Raw genomic sequence first — 17,235 nt, 5'->3', positions numbered from 1 at the left:
CTAAATTCTTACTATTGAGTTAATTCAATTGGCCAGACGAAACGAGCTCTGACCGCTTGTTGATTTTGTTTTGGCGCCGTAAATCGACTTTGTTTCACTAACTTGTCAATTTGCGGTTTCAGTTCAGGGTAAGGATTGCTTACAACACTCACCAGTGTTACTGCACCCTGCTCGTCTATCACGACATCCAACTTAACCAGAACCGTTTTAACGCCCTGGCTTACCAATGACTTTGGAAACACCACGCGTAAAGGTGTCAGCAGACTCGGCAGACCATCCAGTGAATCTAAATTAACGGCTTGCCAATCAACTTCTACGTCCTGCCACTGTGGATCGGTAATACTAAGTTGAGGTGTATCAATAGTGACGTCCAATGAAGGCGCCGTTAAATCAAGCGTGATAGGGAGACTTGCTCCTGCGCCAGGTACTGCCAGTGCCAACATTTGCGATTGCTGCGGTTGTTCTGCTGCAGGCGGTGGTGGCGGTGGCGGTGGAAGTGGCAAAGCCAGTTCCACTTCACGAACGGTATACGTTGGCTCCACTTCACTTTGCAGTAATTGGACCCCTTTGAGCAGCAGCATCAAGGCAGCAACTAAAACCAAACTGGCGGCAACAGCCCGTTGCTGTACTTGCTTACTTACATTTGCTTTCATCAATGCGCGCCTACTGCTTTGTTGCGATACTAACGGCAGCGGCTCCAGCCAATTTGGCTTCATCCATCACCTGAACGAGCAGTGACGTCGGTACTGTTTTATCAACTTGCAACAACACCGGTTTATCATCTTGTGCCAGCAAGGGTTGTAACGTAGCCCGAATCCCCGCGACACCAATGTTTGCACCATCGTAAAACACCTGACCTTGCGCGGTAATACCAAGCAGGATAACTCGACTTGGTATCTGACTCGCTGTCATGGATTGAGGCTTATCAACCTCAACCCCTGTTTCACGTACAAATACAGTAGTAACAATAAAGAAAATCAGCAGAATAAATACAACGTCGATTAACGGCGACATATCAATGCCTTTATCCTGTGATTCTAAACGATGTTGGAGCCGGCTTTGCATCAGTTCAAAGCTCCGCTTGATTTAGGCTTTTGTGAACCGAGTAACCAACCTGGGATAGCTAACAGTAACCCCAGTTCTGTTGTATACAAGGCATCAGCAATACCCGCGGTTAAACTGGCGCTGTCTGCCCCTAATCCTAGAGATAATGCATTGAAAGATTGTAATAACCCCACAATCGTACCAAGTAGCCCAAGTAGCGGCAATGCCGCGGTTAGTACTTGCGCTGTATCAAGCCCCAACATCACTTTAGGGCAAACTTGCTCACTGAATAAACACACAAAGCTGTAGTAATAACTTGCCGCTGCCACGACAAACATAAACCAACACAATGGATTCGTTAGGATCTCATTCATGCGGCCTCCTTCGTGATATTGTCCGCGCCGACGACTTGCTGACTCAACGACAACGCGATGCTTTCCAACTGATGGTAATAACTTTTTACCTTGCGATTAAGTAACGCATGACAAATCAATGCAGGGATCGCAACCACAAGACCGAGTTCGGTCGTGATCAACGCTTGTGAAATTCCGCCTGAAACGACTTGAGGGTCACCGGCGCCAAACAACGTCATCATTTTGAAGGTGTCTATCATCCCAGAAACCGTACCAAGTAGACCAAGCAAAGGCGCAACGGATGCGGTAATCGCGATGGCACCGACATAACGTTCTAGCTTTTCACGCGCGGCTAACAAGGTGTTATATAACTCGTCGTCACGCTGCTGACCCGGAGCGAATTGATGCCACACATGTAAAAGTTGACCAGCGATGCCCATTGCAGCAAATCGCTCAGGAGAGGACTGCAAGACACGAAGCCCTGCAACACTTGGCAGACTAGGAAGTCGCCACAATTGCAGCGCTTTGTATGCCGCGATACACAACGCGAACAGTGCAAATAGCACAATCGGAATAACCCACACACCACCTTTAGTGAGGTGCTGATAAACGGTTTCTTTGGTTTGCGCTTGCAAAAGGGCGCGGCTTTGGCTTGGATCAAACACTAACTGAGCATTTTTTTCACCCTGCCAAGACTGAGATTGCGTTGCTGAATAGGCATATTCTGCACGCCATGTGTTGTCGATGAACGACGCCAGCCCAACTTCACCGGAATGTTGGTATAGTTTTACAGGACCTAAATCTAGAATGTGCCCCAGCTCAATTTTGCCATCTGTGAGTACTAAAGACTGAGATTGCCATTTTGGCGTCAAACTCTCAGCCATGTTTTTGGCAACAACATTCAGTGCGTCTAACTGCGCTTCAAAATCAGAACCTGTATCAACTTTAACGTCACGCGCGAAAGTAGAGAGCATATGCTGTTGATACTGAGCTTGCTCTTTCCATGTTTGTAGACGTTTCTCTAGCGTACTCAAACTTAGATTTTGTTCGTCTAATACGCGCTGAGCAACCGCAGCTTGTTCACGCAACTTTTCGACTGCCTGAGATTGCTTAAATAACGCTTTTCCAAGTTGACGACGTTCTACACGGATTTGCTCTGTTGTTTTAGCAAGCGCTTGCTGACTTTTTTGAATATCGTTTAGTAGACTTTGTTCGGTAGATGCGGCATTCACATCCAGACTCGCAAACACGCAGGAAACAGCCAAAAGAGCGGGTAATGTAAAGTTAAGCTTAACCATTTGAAGGGCCTCCTAACGTCGGTGTTGCAACGTAAGGCAACTGGATAAGAGACGCCGGCTGCTGTTTGCGATACATTGCAATCGCGCTGACCAGTGCTGCAGTATCTAAGTCATTCACGGCAGTCCAAACCCATGATGTTCCCTTGGGCGCACCTACCCCAGTGGTTTTTCCATCTTTACTAATAAACCACGCTTGGCTTACGCCAACATAAAGCTGATCTACCATAAACTCTTCGCCATTGAGCTGAATTGGCGCTTCGTGAACCACTATACGTTTTTGAAAATCAGCCCACTGTTGATAAAGCGCGAGTACATCTTGTAACTGATTGGCATCCGTTTGTGCACTGATGTCTCCTTGCCATTTAAGCAAGGTCTCATTCCAAGCATTTTGCAGTACTGGCGGTAAACGCGAAACAATTTGGGTCAATTGTTTACGATGGAATTTCAACGCGGATTGCAACTCGAATTGTTGTTTTTCAAGGCGTTGCTGTTCACTAACCAACGACTCACGCTTCTGAGCGACTTCAGATTGCCCCCCTTGTTTCGAGGAGACATTCCGATTTAATGTTTCAAATTCTTGTTGAAGCAATTGCAGCTGTTGCTCTAACAATGGTTTTTCCGCCGCCCATTCGCTTTCAACTCGCTGTTGCTGCGCACTTAATTGCAGCCATTTCTCAACTAAATTTGGCATGCTGTCAGCTTGGTTATTGGCTTTAACCGACAATACTGGCATAGCCAGTATTGTCGTTACGATTAGTATCGCTTTTTTGCTTTTCCCCATCCCTTTCATTGCGTTAGTTCACCTGCACTTCTAAAGCGAGACCCAGTGAACTGCGCAGGAATTTGGCTTCTGCATCGTTCTCAAGCTCTTCGGAGACACCCGCTTTAACCCAATATCGACCAGCATCATCTAACGTGACACTCAATTTGCCCGCCTCATCCGTGGTAAACGTCCATGATTGTGGCTGGTCAAGGTACGCACCGCCTTCTTTCACAAACGTCACTTCAAGTTGGCTTGCCGCTTTACCTTGGTTGAAGAATTGCAGTTCAAACGCTTCTTCTGCAACGATATCCGCAGGCGGTGTTAACGCTTTAACATCCAGATAATTCGCTGCCACCTCCGTTGATGCCGTCGGCGCGCCAACGGTTAAGAAGCTCACTAAACGAGTGAACGTGCGCGTTGGTGGACGTTTACTTTTTGTCCCTGGCTTTGGTTTACGGACGGTTGGGCCAAACTCAGCGACTAGCTTATGCGTACCTTCATGCTGAAGTTCAACTAAAACATTACTTTTGAGACTATTAAGTGCCGTTACTTCTAATGTGTGCACTGTATTTTTTGCGTCAATCAGTTTTACAGCATCTGGTTTTAATGCTCGTTCAATTTCAAAGGGATGCTCACCAAGCGCGATATCGACATCAACAAATTGCGCACGCTCCTCCTTTGGAAGATTAAAAACAGACGGCTTAAACCACATCGTGTGGGCAGCTGCGGTTGTCGACATCAAAGCAAGTGCTGCAACAAGGATGGATTTTTTCATGAGGACTCCTAAGACTTAACAACAAACGAAATAGCGGCTAGCTCGTGCGAACCTTGCACTGATTTAGCGTCTTTACCATACTGGAAAGGCAAACATTGAATTTCACGCCCACCTTTTTCACGTGCTGCTTCAACGCAAAGACTATAGTGACCTTGTGCCAACACTTCATTGCTATCCGATAATCCATTCCATAGGATCTGATGTTGGCCCGGGCCCTTCGTTGCACCGGTGAATCCATCCAGCGCCGTTTCATTCGCACGAAGCACTCGACGGTAATAACGTTTTAGATCAGGCAACCATTTGTCTTTTTGCTTCCAAAGCGCCAAATTTTTCAATACTTGCTTGCTGTCATCTTCAATCCAGATAGCCACGTATGGGCGGTGGTACTGGCCTTCACTAATAACAGGCAACTCGACATTCAATTCATATTCAACAGCAGTTGCATTTGCCGCGGCACTCGCGACAAGGCCCCAAAATGTAAACGCTTTAATTACCTTCATATCGTTATTATTCAGTCTAATAGGATGATGTTCTGAATTATGCCCTGTATAAAATAATAGTTCAAGCGATAATTATTCTCATTTACATTGGTGTTTATGTTTGCTAGAGTTCGCTCCGATTTTAACAACAATGCCGTTATCAATTTTACGGCGCGCTCGAATAATTGGAGTCAAAATGTCTAATTCTGTTTCTTCAAAAGGTAAATTGGTGAAGCTAGCACCAATGTTGCCATTGGCTGTTGCAGGTGTTGTTAGCACCGCTCATGCGACTGAAATTAAAGAACTTGCAGTTTCAAAAGCAAAAGCTGAACAGCAGCAGAGTTACCAAGCTACGCAATCTACAAACCACAAAAACACACAATCACTTGCTGAAACGCCTAAAACAGTCAGCGTGATCACACAATCTCTTATGCAAGACCAAGGTGTTGACAGCCTACGTGACGCGCTTCGCAACGTTGCTGGTATTTCTCTTGCCGCAGGTGAAGGTGGTGCACCAACAGGTGATAGCTTGTCTATCCGTGGTTTTAGCGCAAGCACAGACATCTTCATCGATGGTATCCGTGATGTTGCTGGCTACTATCGTGACACGTATAACTTGGAAGCCGTTGAAGTAAGCAAAGGCCCAAGTTCAGCACAAGCTGGCCGTGGTTCAACAGGCGGTAGCATTAACCTTGCAACTAAAGGAGCTAAACTAGACAACTTCAACGAAGTTTCAGCGCGTCTAGGTAGCGAAAGCGATTATCGTGCGACTATCGATTCAAACGTTCAAATTAATGACACAAGTGCCGTGCGCGTAAACGCGGTCATCGACGATGCTGACGTGTCAGGCCGTGATTTTGTCAATAACAGCAAACATGCTATCGCCGTTTCAGCCGCTACGGGCCTTGGCACAGATACACGTTTCCAAATCAATGGCGAATACCAATCACAGGACAACCTGCCAGATTATGGTTTGCCATGGGTACCAACGGGTACGGTTGAAAAGCCGTTAATTGACGCTCTTAAATCGCAAGAAAACAGCGCGCCAAATGTACCGTTCTCTAACTTCTATGGCAGCGTTGACCGTGACTACGAAGAAATTGATGCACATTCGATTACGGCGAAATTCGAGCACGATTTGTCTGCGAACACAACGGTTCGCGTGCAAGGTCGTGTCGGTTCTGTAGAGCGTGAATCGATTGTTTCAGCACCTCGTTTTAAAGATGCGTCAAAGTCAGCTGAAATCCGTCTAGATACACAAAAAACACGTGATACCAAAGACAGCTTAACTGCAATCCAAGCTGACCTGTTAGGCCGCTATTTTGTGGGTTCTGTACAACATGACGTGGTTGCAGGTGTTGAATATTCAAAAGAAAGTTTCAAACGCTGGAATTTGGTTAGCGACACGGACAACTACAAGAACGACAAAGTCACGATTGATCTGTTTAACCCAGTTCAAATTGACTTTACCGGCAGCTACACTCGCGCGCCTGGTAGCACGTTAGCAGAAGGTGTAACGAAAGCAGCGTACGTATTCGATACCATAACGCTGAATGAACAATGGCAACTGACTGGTGGCCTTCGTTTAGATCACTTTGATGTTGATTATCAATATGATTATGACGACCCATCACTTTCAGTATCAAAAACAGAAAGCGAACTCAGCTGGAATGCCGCTGCACTTTACAAGCTAAACGCAGAATCTAATCTGTACTTTGCGATGGGCAACAGCTTCAACCCGTCTGCTGAAGGTTTAACTATCCGTACCGGTCGTGGCCTTGAAGACCTTGATCCTGAAGAAACACGCAGCGCGGAATTCGGTATCAAACAACAGTGGTTTGATGGTGATTTAAGCACACACGTTGCACTTTTCCGTGTTGAGAAAGACAATGCGCGTACACGTGAATTAGACGACACGTATACCTTAAACGGTGGTCAACGCGTTCAAGGTATCGAATTTAGTGCGATGGGCCAGGTCAACCGTGACTTTAACATCGTGACATCATTTAGCTTCCAAGACAGTGAAGTGTTGTCTGCAAGCGAGCGTGAGATTGCAACGGTGGGTTCAGAATTAGCACGAACGCCTAAATTCTCAAGCTCAATTTGGGGTCGCTACCAAATTTCAGAGAAACTCGCTGTTGGCTTAGGTGCTAACTACGTGGGTAAACGTTACAACAGTGCTGATGCAAACACGCGTAAAGAAGCGGACGCCTACGCCTTACTTAACTTGATGGTAACCTATCAAGTAAACAAAGATTTAGGTGTACAATTCAACGCAACAAACCTAACTGACAAAGAATACATTGAACAGCTCGGTGGTGGTCACTTTGTACCTGGCGAAGGCCGTTACATGGGTCTATCAGCGAACTATAAGTTCTAATCGCTGTTCTGGGGTAAAAGCATGTCTTTTACCCCAATTCAATCTAGAATGTTGAGGAGTAGTCATGTTACTAAAAATCCCTGGTGTTTTGACCAAAGAACAAGTCGCCCAGTGTAAAGCAAAGCTGGAAGATGCTGAGTGGCTAGACGGCAACGTCACTGCAGGTTATCAATCAAGCCAAGCAAAAAACAACTTACAACTACCTGAGCAGTCTGCAACGGCCATTGAGATTGGTGATGTCATTTTACGCGCGCTTGCACAAAACAATTTGTTTATGTCTGCGGCCCTCCCTCTCAAGATTTTCCCTCCTCTTTTCAACTGCTATCAAGGTGGTCAAAATTTCGGTATTCACGTAGACAACGCGATTCGCCAAGTCCCTGGGACACCCGTAAAGGTGCGTACAGATTTGAGCATGACCGTGTTCTTTTCAGAACCCGAAGAATACCAAGGTGGCGAGCTGGTCATCGAGGATACCTACGGCGCACATTCAGTGAAACTCGCGGCGGGCGATATGGTGTTATACCCCTCTACCAGTCTACACCGGGTGATGCCTGTGACTGCAGGTCGTCGTTTAGCCTCGTTTTTCTGGCTTCAGTCGATGGTGAGCAGCGACGAGAAGCGTACGCTGTTGTTCGACATGGACATGGCCATTCAGCAGCTCCGTTCTCAAGTCCAAGACTCACCTGATATTGTAAAATTAACAGGTGTTTACCATAACTTATTGCGCCAGTGGGCTGTGACTTAATTTAACCCTTTACCCACTCACCTTTCCTCTCCCTAGACGGTGGATGCAGAAATTGACATCTGCCGTCAAACTTACTTCGATTTCGAGTTGCACGAGTTCGCGCGCTGGCTATGATTAAAAAACCCCTTCCTTTTCAGGATTTGGATTATGTTTTTAGTGCGATTGGTCTATGTCAGTACTTTTAGCAAAGACTTTCAAAGTCAGGACATTGAAGCCATTCTCAATGTCTCTCGAGAAAATAATCTGAAGAAGTATGTCACCGGTATGTTGTGTTTTAACCGCAAGTATTTTTTACAATGTATTGAAGGTACTAGGCAGAACGTTAACGAAACCTATAACCGCATTGTGACAGATCCTCGCCACCACAATCTAATCATATTGGACTACAAAGAAATTGCGGTGAGGGAATTTTCAGATTGGTCTATGGGTTATATCCCCGAGTCAAAACTCACGAATGACATCAACATTAATTTTGGCGGCACCAGTGTTTTTTCGCCCTATGACATGTCGGGTGAGAGTGCATTTATGATGATGCTTGCGCTGAAAAGTACCGTACCAGCATTGTAAGCGACAGAAACACGTTGTATTTCTGCCGCAATAGGTAGTCTGACTAAGATTTGTCGAGTAGTTGAGTTATATCAATGAGTGGCATTGCTCGATAACTTGGCCGAGCTCCTTGTAGCAAAGTGTGTGCTCAGCAGCATTTACTTCAAACCATTTAACAAGGGCCGGACTGCTCGTAAAGTACGGCTTTTCTGCTCCTTTACTGCATTTTAAATAACCATTTTCAACGTAACAGGTCGTAGTGCCGTCGGCTTGTATACCGAATACGGCATTCAACCCTTTAAGGTGTGTTTGATAACGAGCTGCATTGTCACCCACACATGCCCAACTTAAATCAACGAATTGAGCACACACCGTGCTATTGTCGACGGCGTCCAGCTTCACTACGTTGCTCAAACTCAAAACGGCTGAATTAATCAGCTCATTTTGACCTGCGCACGAGGCAATGTCATCGCTATCCAACACACAGGCATAATTACCTTTCGTTATGACCTGACGCGGTGCAGTAAACACCTTAGCGAAGGTCAAAGCTTGATAACGGTCATCCTTACATTGGATGCTTCGAGCACTCCAAGTGCATTGATACATATCGCCTTTTACGGTGTAGTAACTGCTTGTTTTAATTGACACATTCGACTCAATTTCATTTTGGTTTGCGTCTTTTGCCACTAACTTGAATGAAGGTTCTAACGAGAAACTATCGCTTACCGTTACTTTTGTTACAGCGTTGTTTGGATTCTGAATAACGTGTTTCGTGCTGTTTGTTACTTGCCATGTTCCGTTGAACGGCTGTGCTTCGTCTTTGTTGAGTACAAGACCTGTGAGGTAAAACGAACTACCTTGCAGATACTGCTCTTCTAGGCCCGTATAGGCTTTCAATTTAGAGGTCGAAAGCACGGCATTCAAATTATGGCGAGAAACGTATGTGCCGGTTTTCAATAAGGCAACAATAGGCACAGAAGATTCTCGCAGTGGTGTGTCTATCCGAGCAGTCACGGTAACATAACGACCTTGTCTGCGCACATCAAGCACATTAAAGGTATTTAGACTTGAACTCGATTCAAGACCAATTGAATCTACAAGGTTGTTAGGGTCGCTTAACGTATAAACGTGGTCTATTTGCTCTCGAGGATAAATATGCATTGTACTCGAGCTCGTGAGCCCAATCTGACTCGCAACGGCTGCATTGCCATAATACGTGATGGTCGTTTTTGCCGTTTGCGTTTGTCCTGATTTGAGTTTCGCTGTGTAGGTAAAAAGATATGGTAATGCCTCAGCATTCACATTTGGAAACGTCACTTCTAATTGGCCTTTGCTGCTAACCACAAATTGTTGACCAAGGTTGCCAATTTCCCATTGAAACTCAGTAACCTCATCAAGGTCTATTTCTGTGACAGAAATCACCGCAGTATGACCCGTCGCTACGGCTTTCCTGTCCGCTTTTAAAATAACCGGTGAAGCCGCCGTGGCGTTTTTCACCGTCACTTTCGTCGTATCCGACGCTTGTAAACCTGATTTGGTTGTCAATTTGAGGGACACATCAAAGGTGGTATCCCTGTCCACTTCAGGTGCTTTATAGCTAAATTGTTTAGTACCAATACTGATGATTTCAGGTTCCGGTTTTGGTAGCCAATCCCATTCAATAAACTCTATTTCTTCATCTGTCATCACATTTGCAATCAACTCCCCTTCGTGGCTTTCGATTATTTCGACAGGCTCAGGTAAATCGACTGTAATGAAATGCGTGGTTTCCGCTTTTACGGCTAGTTTCGTTTTAGCTTCATACTGTGCTTGGGTAGTAGACAGGGTAACAACAACGTTAAAGTCGGCATTTTGGCTCAATGTTGGCGCGCGGAATTGTGCCGAAGTGGTGCCTGAATAGTCTGAATAATCGCTGTTTTTTTGAAGCTCTCGCGGCGTAAATCCAACAAATGACCAATCCACAGCGGTAATTGGATACGGGCTATCAAACTTCACGGGAATTTTAATAACGTCGTTTTGCTGTACAGAATATTCTGCAGCCAAGTCAAACAAAGCAACACCGGTTGGCACGTTAGGCGTTACTGTAAGAACATGGGTCTTGATCGTCGAATTATTTGCTGAGTCAGTTACCTTTGCTGTGAGCGTAACCGTGGTTAACGTTTCAACGGCTGGAATTGATACTTCAGCTTGTGAATTGCTAACATTTGAAAAAACAACACCAGCTAGACTGCTTGACCACTCAATTTTTAACGTATCATTTTCGTTGTCGTGCAACTGAGTTTTCAATACGAATTGGGATAATGCAAGTACCTTTGTTTCGCCTTCGATCACAATCGTTGGCGCTTGGTTCTTTGTTTCTACGGTGGTGCCTGTACCTGAAGAGCCTCCCCCACCACCGCAGGCTGTTAATGTAAGCATCAGACTAGCGAGCAAGCATTTACGCATAATTTATCCTTATCCATGCGAATGTTTCCAAATCAAATACTAGCTGAACATTGCTTCAAGAAACAAGCGAATCAACAAAATATTTTTCGTCTAACCTAACCACGTAACTCTTTGTAAATAGATAAATTATTGTTAAAATCTAGGGTTCAATTCTATGCCAACGTTTCGAAATTCAGAACAAAAAACCAACACATTGAAATCACACAAATTACTGGTCGCGAAAAACGCAAGAATTAAGTTCGACTCTGGAGCGATAGTTTTAGATAATGTGAGGCTGAGTGTACGTTCAATCACGTAGATTGGCATTTAATTACTGAGTTCTTCTCAACGTTCTCAAAGAACAATGAATACAGAAGGTATATATCACCATGACGCAGCTAGTTCTTATCAACCCGAAAAGCCCAACGAATGTCGGAGGAGTCATGCGCGCAGCCGGATGCTATGGCGCACAACGGGTTTGGTATACCGGAGAACGATATGGTTATGCGAGAAAATTTGCGACAGACACCAAACAGCGCGTAGATGATATTCCCCTCGAGGCCCTCGCAAGCCTTTCAGACATCAAAACAGCTGAGACTCGTGTGGTTGCCGTTGAACTCGTCGATGGCGCTACTCCGCTTCCTTTCTACGAGCACCCTGAAAACGCTATTTATGTGTTCGGGCCGGAAGATGGCTCCCTAAAACAGGATGTTTTATCGATTTGCGACGATGTTGTTTACATCCCAACTACGGGCTGTATGAATCTCGCTGCTACGGTGAATGTGGTGCTTTACGACCGCACGGCCAAGAGCCAACATACTGACTATTCGCGCGAATTTATATTAAAAAATCGCGATACCAACAATCGGGTGAAAGTTAAATAATAGGTGGTTTTGGAACCACATAAGTTGCTTGCCAAACTTAGTTGTCCAGACTAGGAAACACTATAGAGATTTTCGCTCCACCCAACTCGGAACAACCGATGTGACATGATGCACGGTGCCAAGTCGCAATGCGTTTTACTATCGCTAAACCGAGGCCAAACCCGTTGCTTGTTCGGTTATCTGACGTAAATTGTTTAAAAGGTTCAAACGCGGAATCTCTTTGCTGAACATCAATGCCGTTGCCATTATCTTCAACGGATACGATGTACTCGTTTTGGCATTCAACGAGACTAACCTTAATTTGCCCATGACCATATTTCACCGCATTTGACAGCAAATTGGAAAAGAGTCTGTCGAGTTGAGCTTCATCACCAATCACCGTCGCACTCAGGTAATGCTGAATAGCTAGTTGTACTTTCACTTCCGTCACTTTTTCACAAGCCCGAGCCACGCAATCTCGAAGGTCCAGACGTGTTGAAGGTGCTTGAACCGTCGCTTCTTCCAGTCGAGCATAGCTCAGCATTTCATCAATCAACCGTTCCATTTCGCTGATATTCTGATTAATTTCATGGTTGTGTTTAGGCTCTCCAGAACTTCGCATTGCTAATGCGAACTTGAGCCTAGCCAGCGGCGTTCTCAATTCATGAGAAACAGCGTTGACCAAATAACGCTGGCTTTCCAACAATGAAGCAACCTTTTCGGTAAGTTTCTTAATTTCACCCGTTAATGATGCGATAGCAGAAAAATGGATAGGCACGTAGTTAAGTTCAACTTTGCCCTGAGATAACTGGAAAGTGATCCGCTTCAGTTGAGTAAGATCTCGCCAAAGAGGCCTCAACCAAAGCAACAAACAGGCGATGAGTGAAAAATAAGACAACACGCTAATCGCAACTTTAATTCGCCAATCAGCAACCGGAAGTCTATAAGGCCCCATTTCATAGACTTGGTCTTCACTGGCGAGAAAGTAAAAGTTCAGCACATTTTCGCTGCTATAAAGCGTGACCAGCTCACCATTTTTAAGTGCATCTAATTGTTCAGGTAACCACGCAAAATGAGCCAAGGGTACCGTATTCGTTGAAGTTTGGGTCTGGTTACTGACGAGGTTTTTTATTTCCGTTGCCATTTGTTTAGCGAGTATTTGAATATCGGTCGCAGGTTGAACTTGCTGCCAAACATATTCACTAACGTGATTAATGACAAAAATACTAAAAAACAAGACGAGCAGTAAACTAAGGGCCAATCGACTCATAAAATGGCTTCATCCCACGCTGTCGTAGAGCACATGTAACCTTTACCCCATACGGTGAGTAGTCGCTGTGGATTCGAGATGTTGTCGCCAAGTTTTTTACGAAGTTTGCAGACCCTGATATCTATACTTCGATCGAGCCCATCGTATTCTCTGTTTAACACGCGCTGATAAATATCATCACGCTTCAATACGTGTCCTGCATTATTCGCAAGTAGCCAAAGTAAATCGTATTCTTGCGTGGTCAATTCGATGTTTTGTTCTTGGAGATAGACTTGGCGCGCTTGATGAACCAGCTTAAGTTGCCCCAATTGAACAACATTAACTTGTGGTTCCAGTGTTTGCGTTCGACGTAAGAGCGCGCCGATACGCGCCAACAGCACATAGGGTTCAGCTGGCTTTACAACGTAATCATCTCCTCCGAGCTCAAATCCTTTCACTTGGTCAAAATTATTGTCTTTCGCCGTTAAAAACAGCACTGGGCCTCGGTAACTGGGGCGTATGTGTTTACACACTGCAAAACCGTCGATGTCCGGCAACATAACATCTAAAATGACGAGATCTGGAGTTTGACGAAGAATTTGGCCAATGGCCGCTTTGCCACTTGTAACGATTTCTACAGAGTGCCCATGTTCACCTAAAAACTCTGCCGTTAACCGAGCTAACCGCTCATCATCTTCAACCAATACAATTGAGGCCATTAAAAGATACTCCACTCACTTTTTAATCGTCTTCTCAGTCTTGAACTTGTTGCCCAGACAACCTTCACCGTTTGCGTAGAAATGATCACACCTTCTTTAGAGGCGATATAAAATTCGTCTTCATTCTCAATTCTCAACGTCAATGAGTCTTGGAGTCTAACTGCGTCATTCCAACATCTTAATGTTTGCCCTTTTTGCAGCAAACAATACTGACCCTTTCGGTCAAATTGCCATGAAATTTTGACGTCCATCTCACAAAATGTCGCTTGCTTTTTAGCGATGCACGTCCCAGGAAGAATAAATTTTGACGTCGTTGTTGACTCAATCTGAGTAGAGTTGGCCGATGTTTTTAAGCTCACTAAGAGCGCACATACAGCCCAACTAAAACGCATAACTCACTGAAACGAAATAGTCAAGGGTCTGACTTTTCACCACTAATGGACTTGAGACCATGGCTGAATTGAGCTTTTTATAATTCAGCGTTACATTTAAATTCAAACTGGGTGAAATAGGTTTACGATAAGAAATACCTGTTGTGTAGGCAACACCACTTCCAAGTTGGATATAATCGAACGGATTGTTTGTATCTCGCTCACCGATTCCGAAATAATAGTTATTTAAGTGCGCGCTTTGGTAACTTAGCCCGAGCCCTAATGCAAGCGTGTCATCCTGACTAAACACGCTTTTGAAATAATGCGTTGCATTCAAATCGACATGATTACCTTGATAAACCCCCGAGATATCATGTAGCCATGTGAGTCTGACTTTGTTTGCATCATTTGGATACCAATGCATCAACAACCCTGCATCAACCGCAAGCGATCGTTTTGCCACTGTTTTAACTGAAATGGGTAGTGTTTTTTCATGATCACTAACCAGCAGTGCACCGTCGTTAAATCCAGCAAACACGTTAGATGGATGATAACGATGGAAGTACGCAGCTTGTCGGTTCAACGCGACAATGGCACTGACATCAAAACTCGCGTGCTCGCTAAACGTATAACCAATCTCTGTATTTTCTAAAAACCATTTCTCGCCGTAATAGCTGACATGAGGTACTACATATAGTGGAAAGTCCGTACCACCTTGTAATGGGTTGTCAATCTGACCGTAACCAAATGCAAGGCTAAATTGCCACGAACTCACGGGTTGACAGGGTACAGTGTCTAAGTCGCATGGTTCCTCGGCAAGCGCAGAGAACGAAAGACTTAAAGCTAAAATCCATGCCCCTTTTTTCACATTCTTCTCCACATTATGACATACGTTCACTGTAACCAATTTATTGCCCTTCAAAAAGCAGCAATAACAGAAAATAACATTCCATATCACTCAAAAACAGAAACTCAAATCGTCCTGTGCCAAGGTTAATAGCATCACGTTATACCTAAGGAGAACATCGTGAACAAACTAGCTTTGCCCTCAATTATTTGTTTAAGTGTGGTATGTGGTTGCTCGAATGAGCAAACCGTCGAAGTGAAAGTACCGGATCTTAATCAACTGCAACCCGCTATTTCTTCATTAAAGCAGGCTGATAGCGTGACTTTTGCAAGGAATTTAAAAAACGGCATCTATCAACGCAATGTAGGTGCTTGGAATAGTGGACTGTATGACTCAATCAGAGAAAATGCGCCTATTTCTGCAAGCTTCAGCCAAACTAATCGGCAAGAGCAGAACGTTGACGAAGCCAATCGAGTGCAATACAACGGCACCTACCTGTTTATTGCTGCCAATCACGCGGATGATTTAAACGCAACTCAATCACCCAACAGTTACATTCGAGTTTTAAAAACAGCGAACAACGATGTGATTACGCCCGTTTCTACAATGGAACTCGAAGACGACGATAGATTAAATGCCATGTACTTGTCGGATTCGTCGCTTGTAACCCTGCGCCAGCCCATGTTATTTGACATTATGCCATTTGCTTATCAACCGATAGAGCAAAGCGTTAAAATCGACAACTTTGACGTTTCGGATCCTGAACAACCTCATTCATCCGCCTCCTTCAGTATCGACGGACAGCTCGTCGATAGTCGTGTCATCAACGGCAACCTGTACTTGGTGATGAATTACTTTCCAACGGTTGAATCGTTAAACCAAGATAATTCCGCTGTTGCTCAAATAGAAAATTTTAATCTTATTCAACGGCAAACTACCCGCAGTTTATTGCCAAAAATTACCAATAATCTGACTAAATCAGAGGATGTGCTGTTTAATGACGATAGTTGCTTAATTGCAGAGAATGCGACGGAAAAAGATGGCTACGATGGTATTACTACGCTGATTAAAATTAATTTGAGTAATCCTGATGAACGCTCAGCGGTATGTATCAATACGCAAGTAGATGGACTGTATGCCACAGACAAATCGCTTTACGTATACACGACGGACTGGGCGGCGCAACAGCGTACAGTCTTTCATCAATTTTCACTCAACGAATCACAAATTACTTACCAAGCTTCCGGCGTTGTTGCTGGACGACTTTCAGGCACGATGGCAAATCTAAGGATCAGTGAACACGAAAATACGTTGAGAGTACTAACAACTCAAGACAATGACCTTGCCTCATTCAAACACACACTCCATATTTTGAAACCGCAAGGAAATGAATTGCTTGAAGTAGGTAAATACCCAAATGAAGTCACCGACCAACCTATTGGCAAAACAGATGAACGTGGCGAGGTTATTGAAGACGTGTACGCCGTGCGATTTTTTGGTAACAAAGCTTTTGTCGTGACATTTCAACGCACAGATCCACTCTATAGCTTCGATTTGAATGACCCAACCGCACCTAAACTTTTGGGTACACTTGAGATCCCCGGTTTTTCTTCCTACCTACATCCTATATCTGAACGTTTGTTACTCGGTATTGGCCAAGACGTAGATATTATTACGGACGATTCGGGACGAGAACTTATCCAAGGTAAAGGGACGAAAGTCGCCCTGTTTGATATTCAAGATTTACAACATCCGACACAAATTGCGTCGCACACCTTTGAACAGGCCTATACACCTGTAGAATACGATTATCATGCGTTTACGTATCTTAACGCGAATAGTCAGACGACACGCATTGCCCTTCCCCTCGAAACCTGGGTAGAACAAACCAGTTCTGACGGTATGCGTTGGGAGAACCACAACGAGCTTGCGCTTTTTGATATTCAAGATACGGACACACCAGCAATGACCTTCAATGGTACGAGTCTCGTGCAATACGAAACTCAACCTGAGTTTCCAATCGGTTATGGTTTTGACGACCGCTCAGTTATCCATAATGACACGCTTTATTACATTCATGGCAATTATGTTTGGCAGAGCCATTGGCTAACTCCGTCGGAAAACATTGGACCTAGGTAAACCTCAAAGTGCCTCATCCTACATTATTGGGGCACTTTTTTACACTGCCACACATCAGCTGTATACCCCTCATCGACACTGACAAAAATGGTTTTTTCTGAACTGTTCTAACAATGCGCATGCTTTCACGACTCCCTTCAGAATGTTTAAATATTCGAGAACTAACTGCAGTTGACGTTTAGGCGTATGTAAAATGGTGGATGAGGCATTCGACGTTTGGTCATCGAGCATTCCTTGCAA

General features: G+C 44.6%; 17 protein-coding genes. 5 read left to right on the top strand and 12 right to left on the bottom strand.

The annotated features are described in order from the left end of the window. Window positions 1–11 precede the first annotated feature (11 nt). The 7 genes from NI389_RS15925 to NI389_RS15895 are packed head-to-tail and all read right to left on the bottom strand — an operon-like array spanning window position 12 to window position 4,733. Window positions 12–653 carry an energy transducer TonB gene (locus NI389_RS15925; RefSeq protein WP_308360814.1) on the bottom strand — a complete coding sequence of 214 codons (642 nt, stop codon included), beginning with the start codon at window positions 651–653 and terminating at the stop codon, window positions 12–14. 10 nt (window positions 654–663) lie between these two features. Beyond that, complete coding sequence (locus tag NI389_RS15920; protein WP_308360813.1) at window positions 664–1,065, bottom strand: ExbD/TolR family protein; 402 nt, start codon at window positions 1,063–1,065, stop codon at window positions 664–666. Then, window positions 1,065–1,418: a MotA/TolQ/ExbB proton channel family protein gene (locus NI389_RS15915; RefSeq protein ID WP_308360812.1), complete on the bottom strand. Its 354-nt coding sequence runs from the start codon at window positions 1,416–1,418 to the stop codon at window positions 1,065–1,067. The genes NI389_RS15920 and NI389_RS15915 overlap by 1 nt, the downstream gene beginning before the upstream one ends. Then, window positions 1,415–2,695 carry a MotA/TolQ/ExbB proton channel family protein gene (locus NI389_RS15910; protein WP_308360811.1) on the bottom strand — a complete coding sequence of 427 codons (1,281 nt, stop codon included), beginning with the start codon at window positions 2,693–2,695 and terminating at the stop codon, window positions 1,415–1,417. The genes NI389_RS15915 and NI389_RS15910 overlap by 4 nt, the downstream gene beginning before the upstream one ends. After that, complete coding sequence (locus tag NI389_RS15905) at window positions 2,688–3,476, bottom strand: DUF3450 family protein (RefSeq protein WP_308360810.1); 789 nt, start codon at window positions 3,474–3,476, stop codon at window positions 2,688–2,690. Before NI389_RS15905 ends, NI389_RS15910 begins: the two co-directional genes overlap by 8 nt. Before the next feature lie 13 nt (window positions 3,477–3,489). Further along, window positions 3,490–4,233 (bottom strand): DUF4198 domain-containing protein, encoded by a 744-nt coding sequence (locus NI389_RS15900; RefSeq protein ID WP_308360809.1) that lies wholly within the window; start codon window positions 4,231–4,233, stop codon window positions 3,490–3,492. A gap of 8 nt (window positions 4,234–4,241) precedes the next feature. Further along, a complete protein-coding gene (locus tag NI389_RS15895; protein ID WP_308360808.1) occupies window positions 4,242–4,733 on the bottom strand; it encodes a DUF2271 domain-containing protein in 492 nt (163 codons plus the stop codon). 175 nt (window positions 4,734–4,908) lie between these two features. Between NI389_RS15895 and NI389_RS15890 the strand changes: the two genes are divergently transcribed. The 3 genes from NI389_RS15890 to NI389_RS15880 all read left to right on the top strand — a co-directional run bounded on the left by NI389_RS15890 (window position 4,909) and on the right by NI389_RS15880 (window position 8,404). After that, complete coding sequence (locus tag NI389_RS15890) at window positions 4,909–7,092, top strand: TonB-dependent receptor (protein WP_308360807.1); 2,184 nt, start codon at window positions 4,909–4,911, stop codon at window positions 7,090–7,092. 64 nt (window positions 7,093–7,156) lie between these two features. After that, window positions 7,157–7,837 (top strand): Fe2+-dependent dioxygenase, encoded by a 681-nt coding sequence (locus NI389_RS15885; RefSeq protein WP_308360806.1) that lies wholly within the window; start codon window positions 7,157–7,159, stop codon window positions 7,835–7,837. Window positions 7,838–7,984: 147 nt separating this feature from the next. Further along, entirely contained in the window at window positions 7,985–8,404 is a 420-nt protein-coding gene (locus NI389_RS15880) for a BLUF domain-containing protein (protein WP_308360805.1), read from the top strand. 66 nt (window positions 8,405–8,470) lie between these two features. Here the strand turns inward: NI389_RS15880 and NI389_RS15875 are convergent, their stop codons facing one another. Further along, the gene (locus NI389_RS15875; protein WP_308360804.1) at window positions 8,471–10,828 is read right to left on the bottom strand and encodes a hypothetical protein; all 2,358 of its coding nucleotides are present in this window, start codon (window positions 10,826–10,828) and stop codon (window positions 8,471–8,473) included. Window positions 10,829–11,196: 368 nt separating this feature from the next. On the opposite strand from NI389_RS15875, the gene NI389_RS15870 reads away from it, so the two are divergent. Beyond that, on the top strand, window positions 11,197–11,691 hold the full coding sequence (locus NI389_RS15870) for an RNA methyltransferase (RefSeq protein WP_308360803.1): 495 nt from the start codon (window positions 11,197–11,199) through the stop codon (window positions 11,689–11,691). Between the two features lie 37 nt (window positions 11,692–11,728). Here NI389_RS15870 and NI389_RS15865 read toward each other — a convergent pair whose 3' ends face one another. From NI389_RS15865 to NI389_RS15850, 4 genes are read right to left on the bottom strand one after another with little or no spacing between them, the layout of a single operon-like run. After that, window positions 11,729–12,940 (bottom strand): sensor histidine kinase, encoded by a 1,212-nt coding sequence (locus tag NI389_RS15865; RefSeq protein ID WP_308360802.1) that lies wholly within the window; start codon window positions 12,938–12,940, stop codon window positions 11,729–11,731. Beyond that, entirely contained in the window at window positions 12,937–13,638 is a 702-nt protein-coding gene (locus NI389_RS15860; RefSeq protein WP_308360801.1) for a response regulator transcription factor, read from the bottom strand. Before NI389_RS15860 ends, NI389_RS15865 begins: the two co-directional genes overlap by 4 nt. Further along, window positions 13,638–14,030, bottom strand: a complete 393-nt coding sequence (locus NI389_RS15855; protein WP_308360800.1) for a DUF3019 domain-containing protein — start codon at window positions 14,028–14,030, stop codon at window positions 13,638–13,640. The genes NI389_RS15860 and NI389_RS15855 overlap by 1 nt, the downstream gene beginning before the upstream one ends. Further along, window positions 14,020–14,877: a MipA/OmpV family protein gene (locus NI389_RS15850; protein ID WP_308360799.1), complete on the bottom strand. Its 858-nt coding sequence runs from the start codon at window positions 14,875–14,877 to the stop codon at window positions 14,020–14,022. The genes NI389_RS15855 and NI389_RS15850 overlap by 11 nt, the downstream gene beginning before the upstream one ends. A gap of 159 nt (window positions 14,878–15,036) precedes the next feature. Here NI389_RS15850 and NI389_RS15845 point away from each other — a divergent pair, with 159 nt between their 5' ends. Further along, window positions 15,037–16,995: a beta-propeller domain-containing protein gene (locus tag NI389_RS15845; RefSeq protein ID WP_308360798.1), complete on the top strand. Its 1,959-nt coding sequence runs from the start codon at window positions 15,037–15,039 to the stop codon at window positions 16,993–16,995. Window positions 16,996–17,235 lie beyond the last annotated feature (240 nt).

This window comes from Pseudoalteromonas xiamenensis, assembly GCF_030994125.1.
In the GTDB taxonomy this organism is placed as follows: Bacteria; Pseudomonadota; Gammaproteobacteria; order Enterobacterales; family Alteromonadaceae; genus Pseudoalteromonas; species Pseudoalteromonas xiamenensis_B.
The sequence above is the reverse complement of the archived record's forward strand: the minus strand, read 5'-3'. Positions and strand labels throughout refer to the sequence as shown.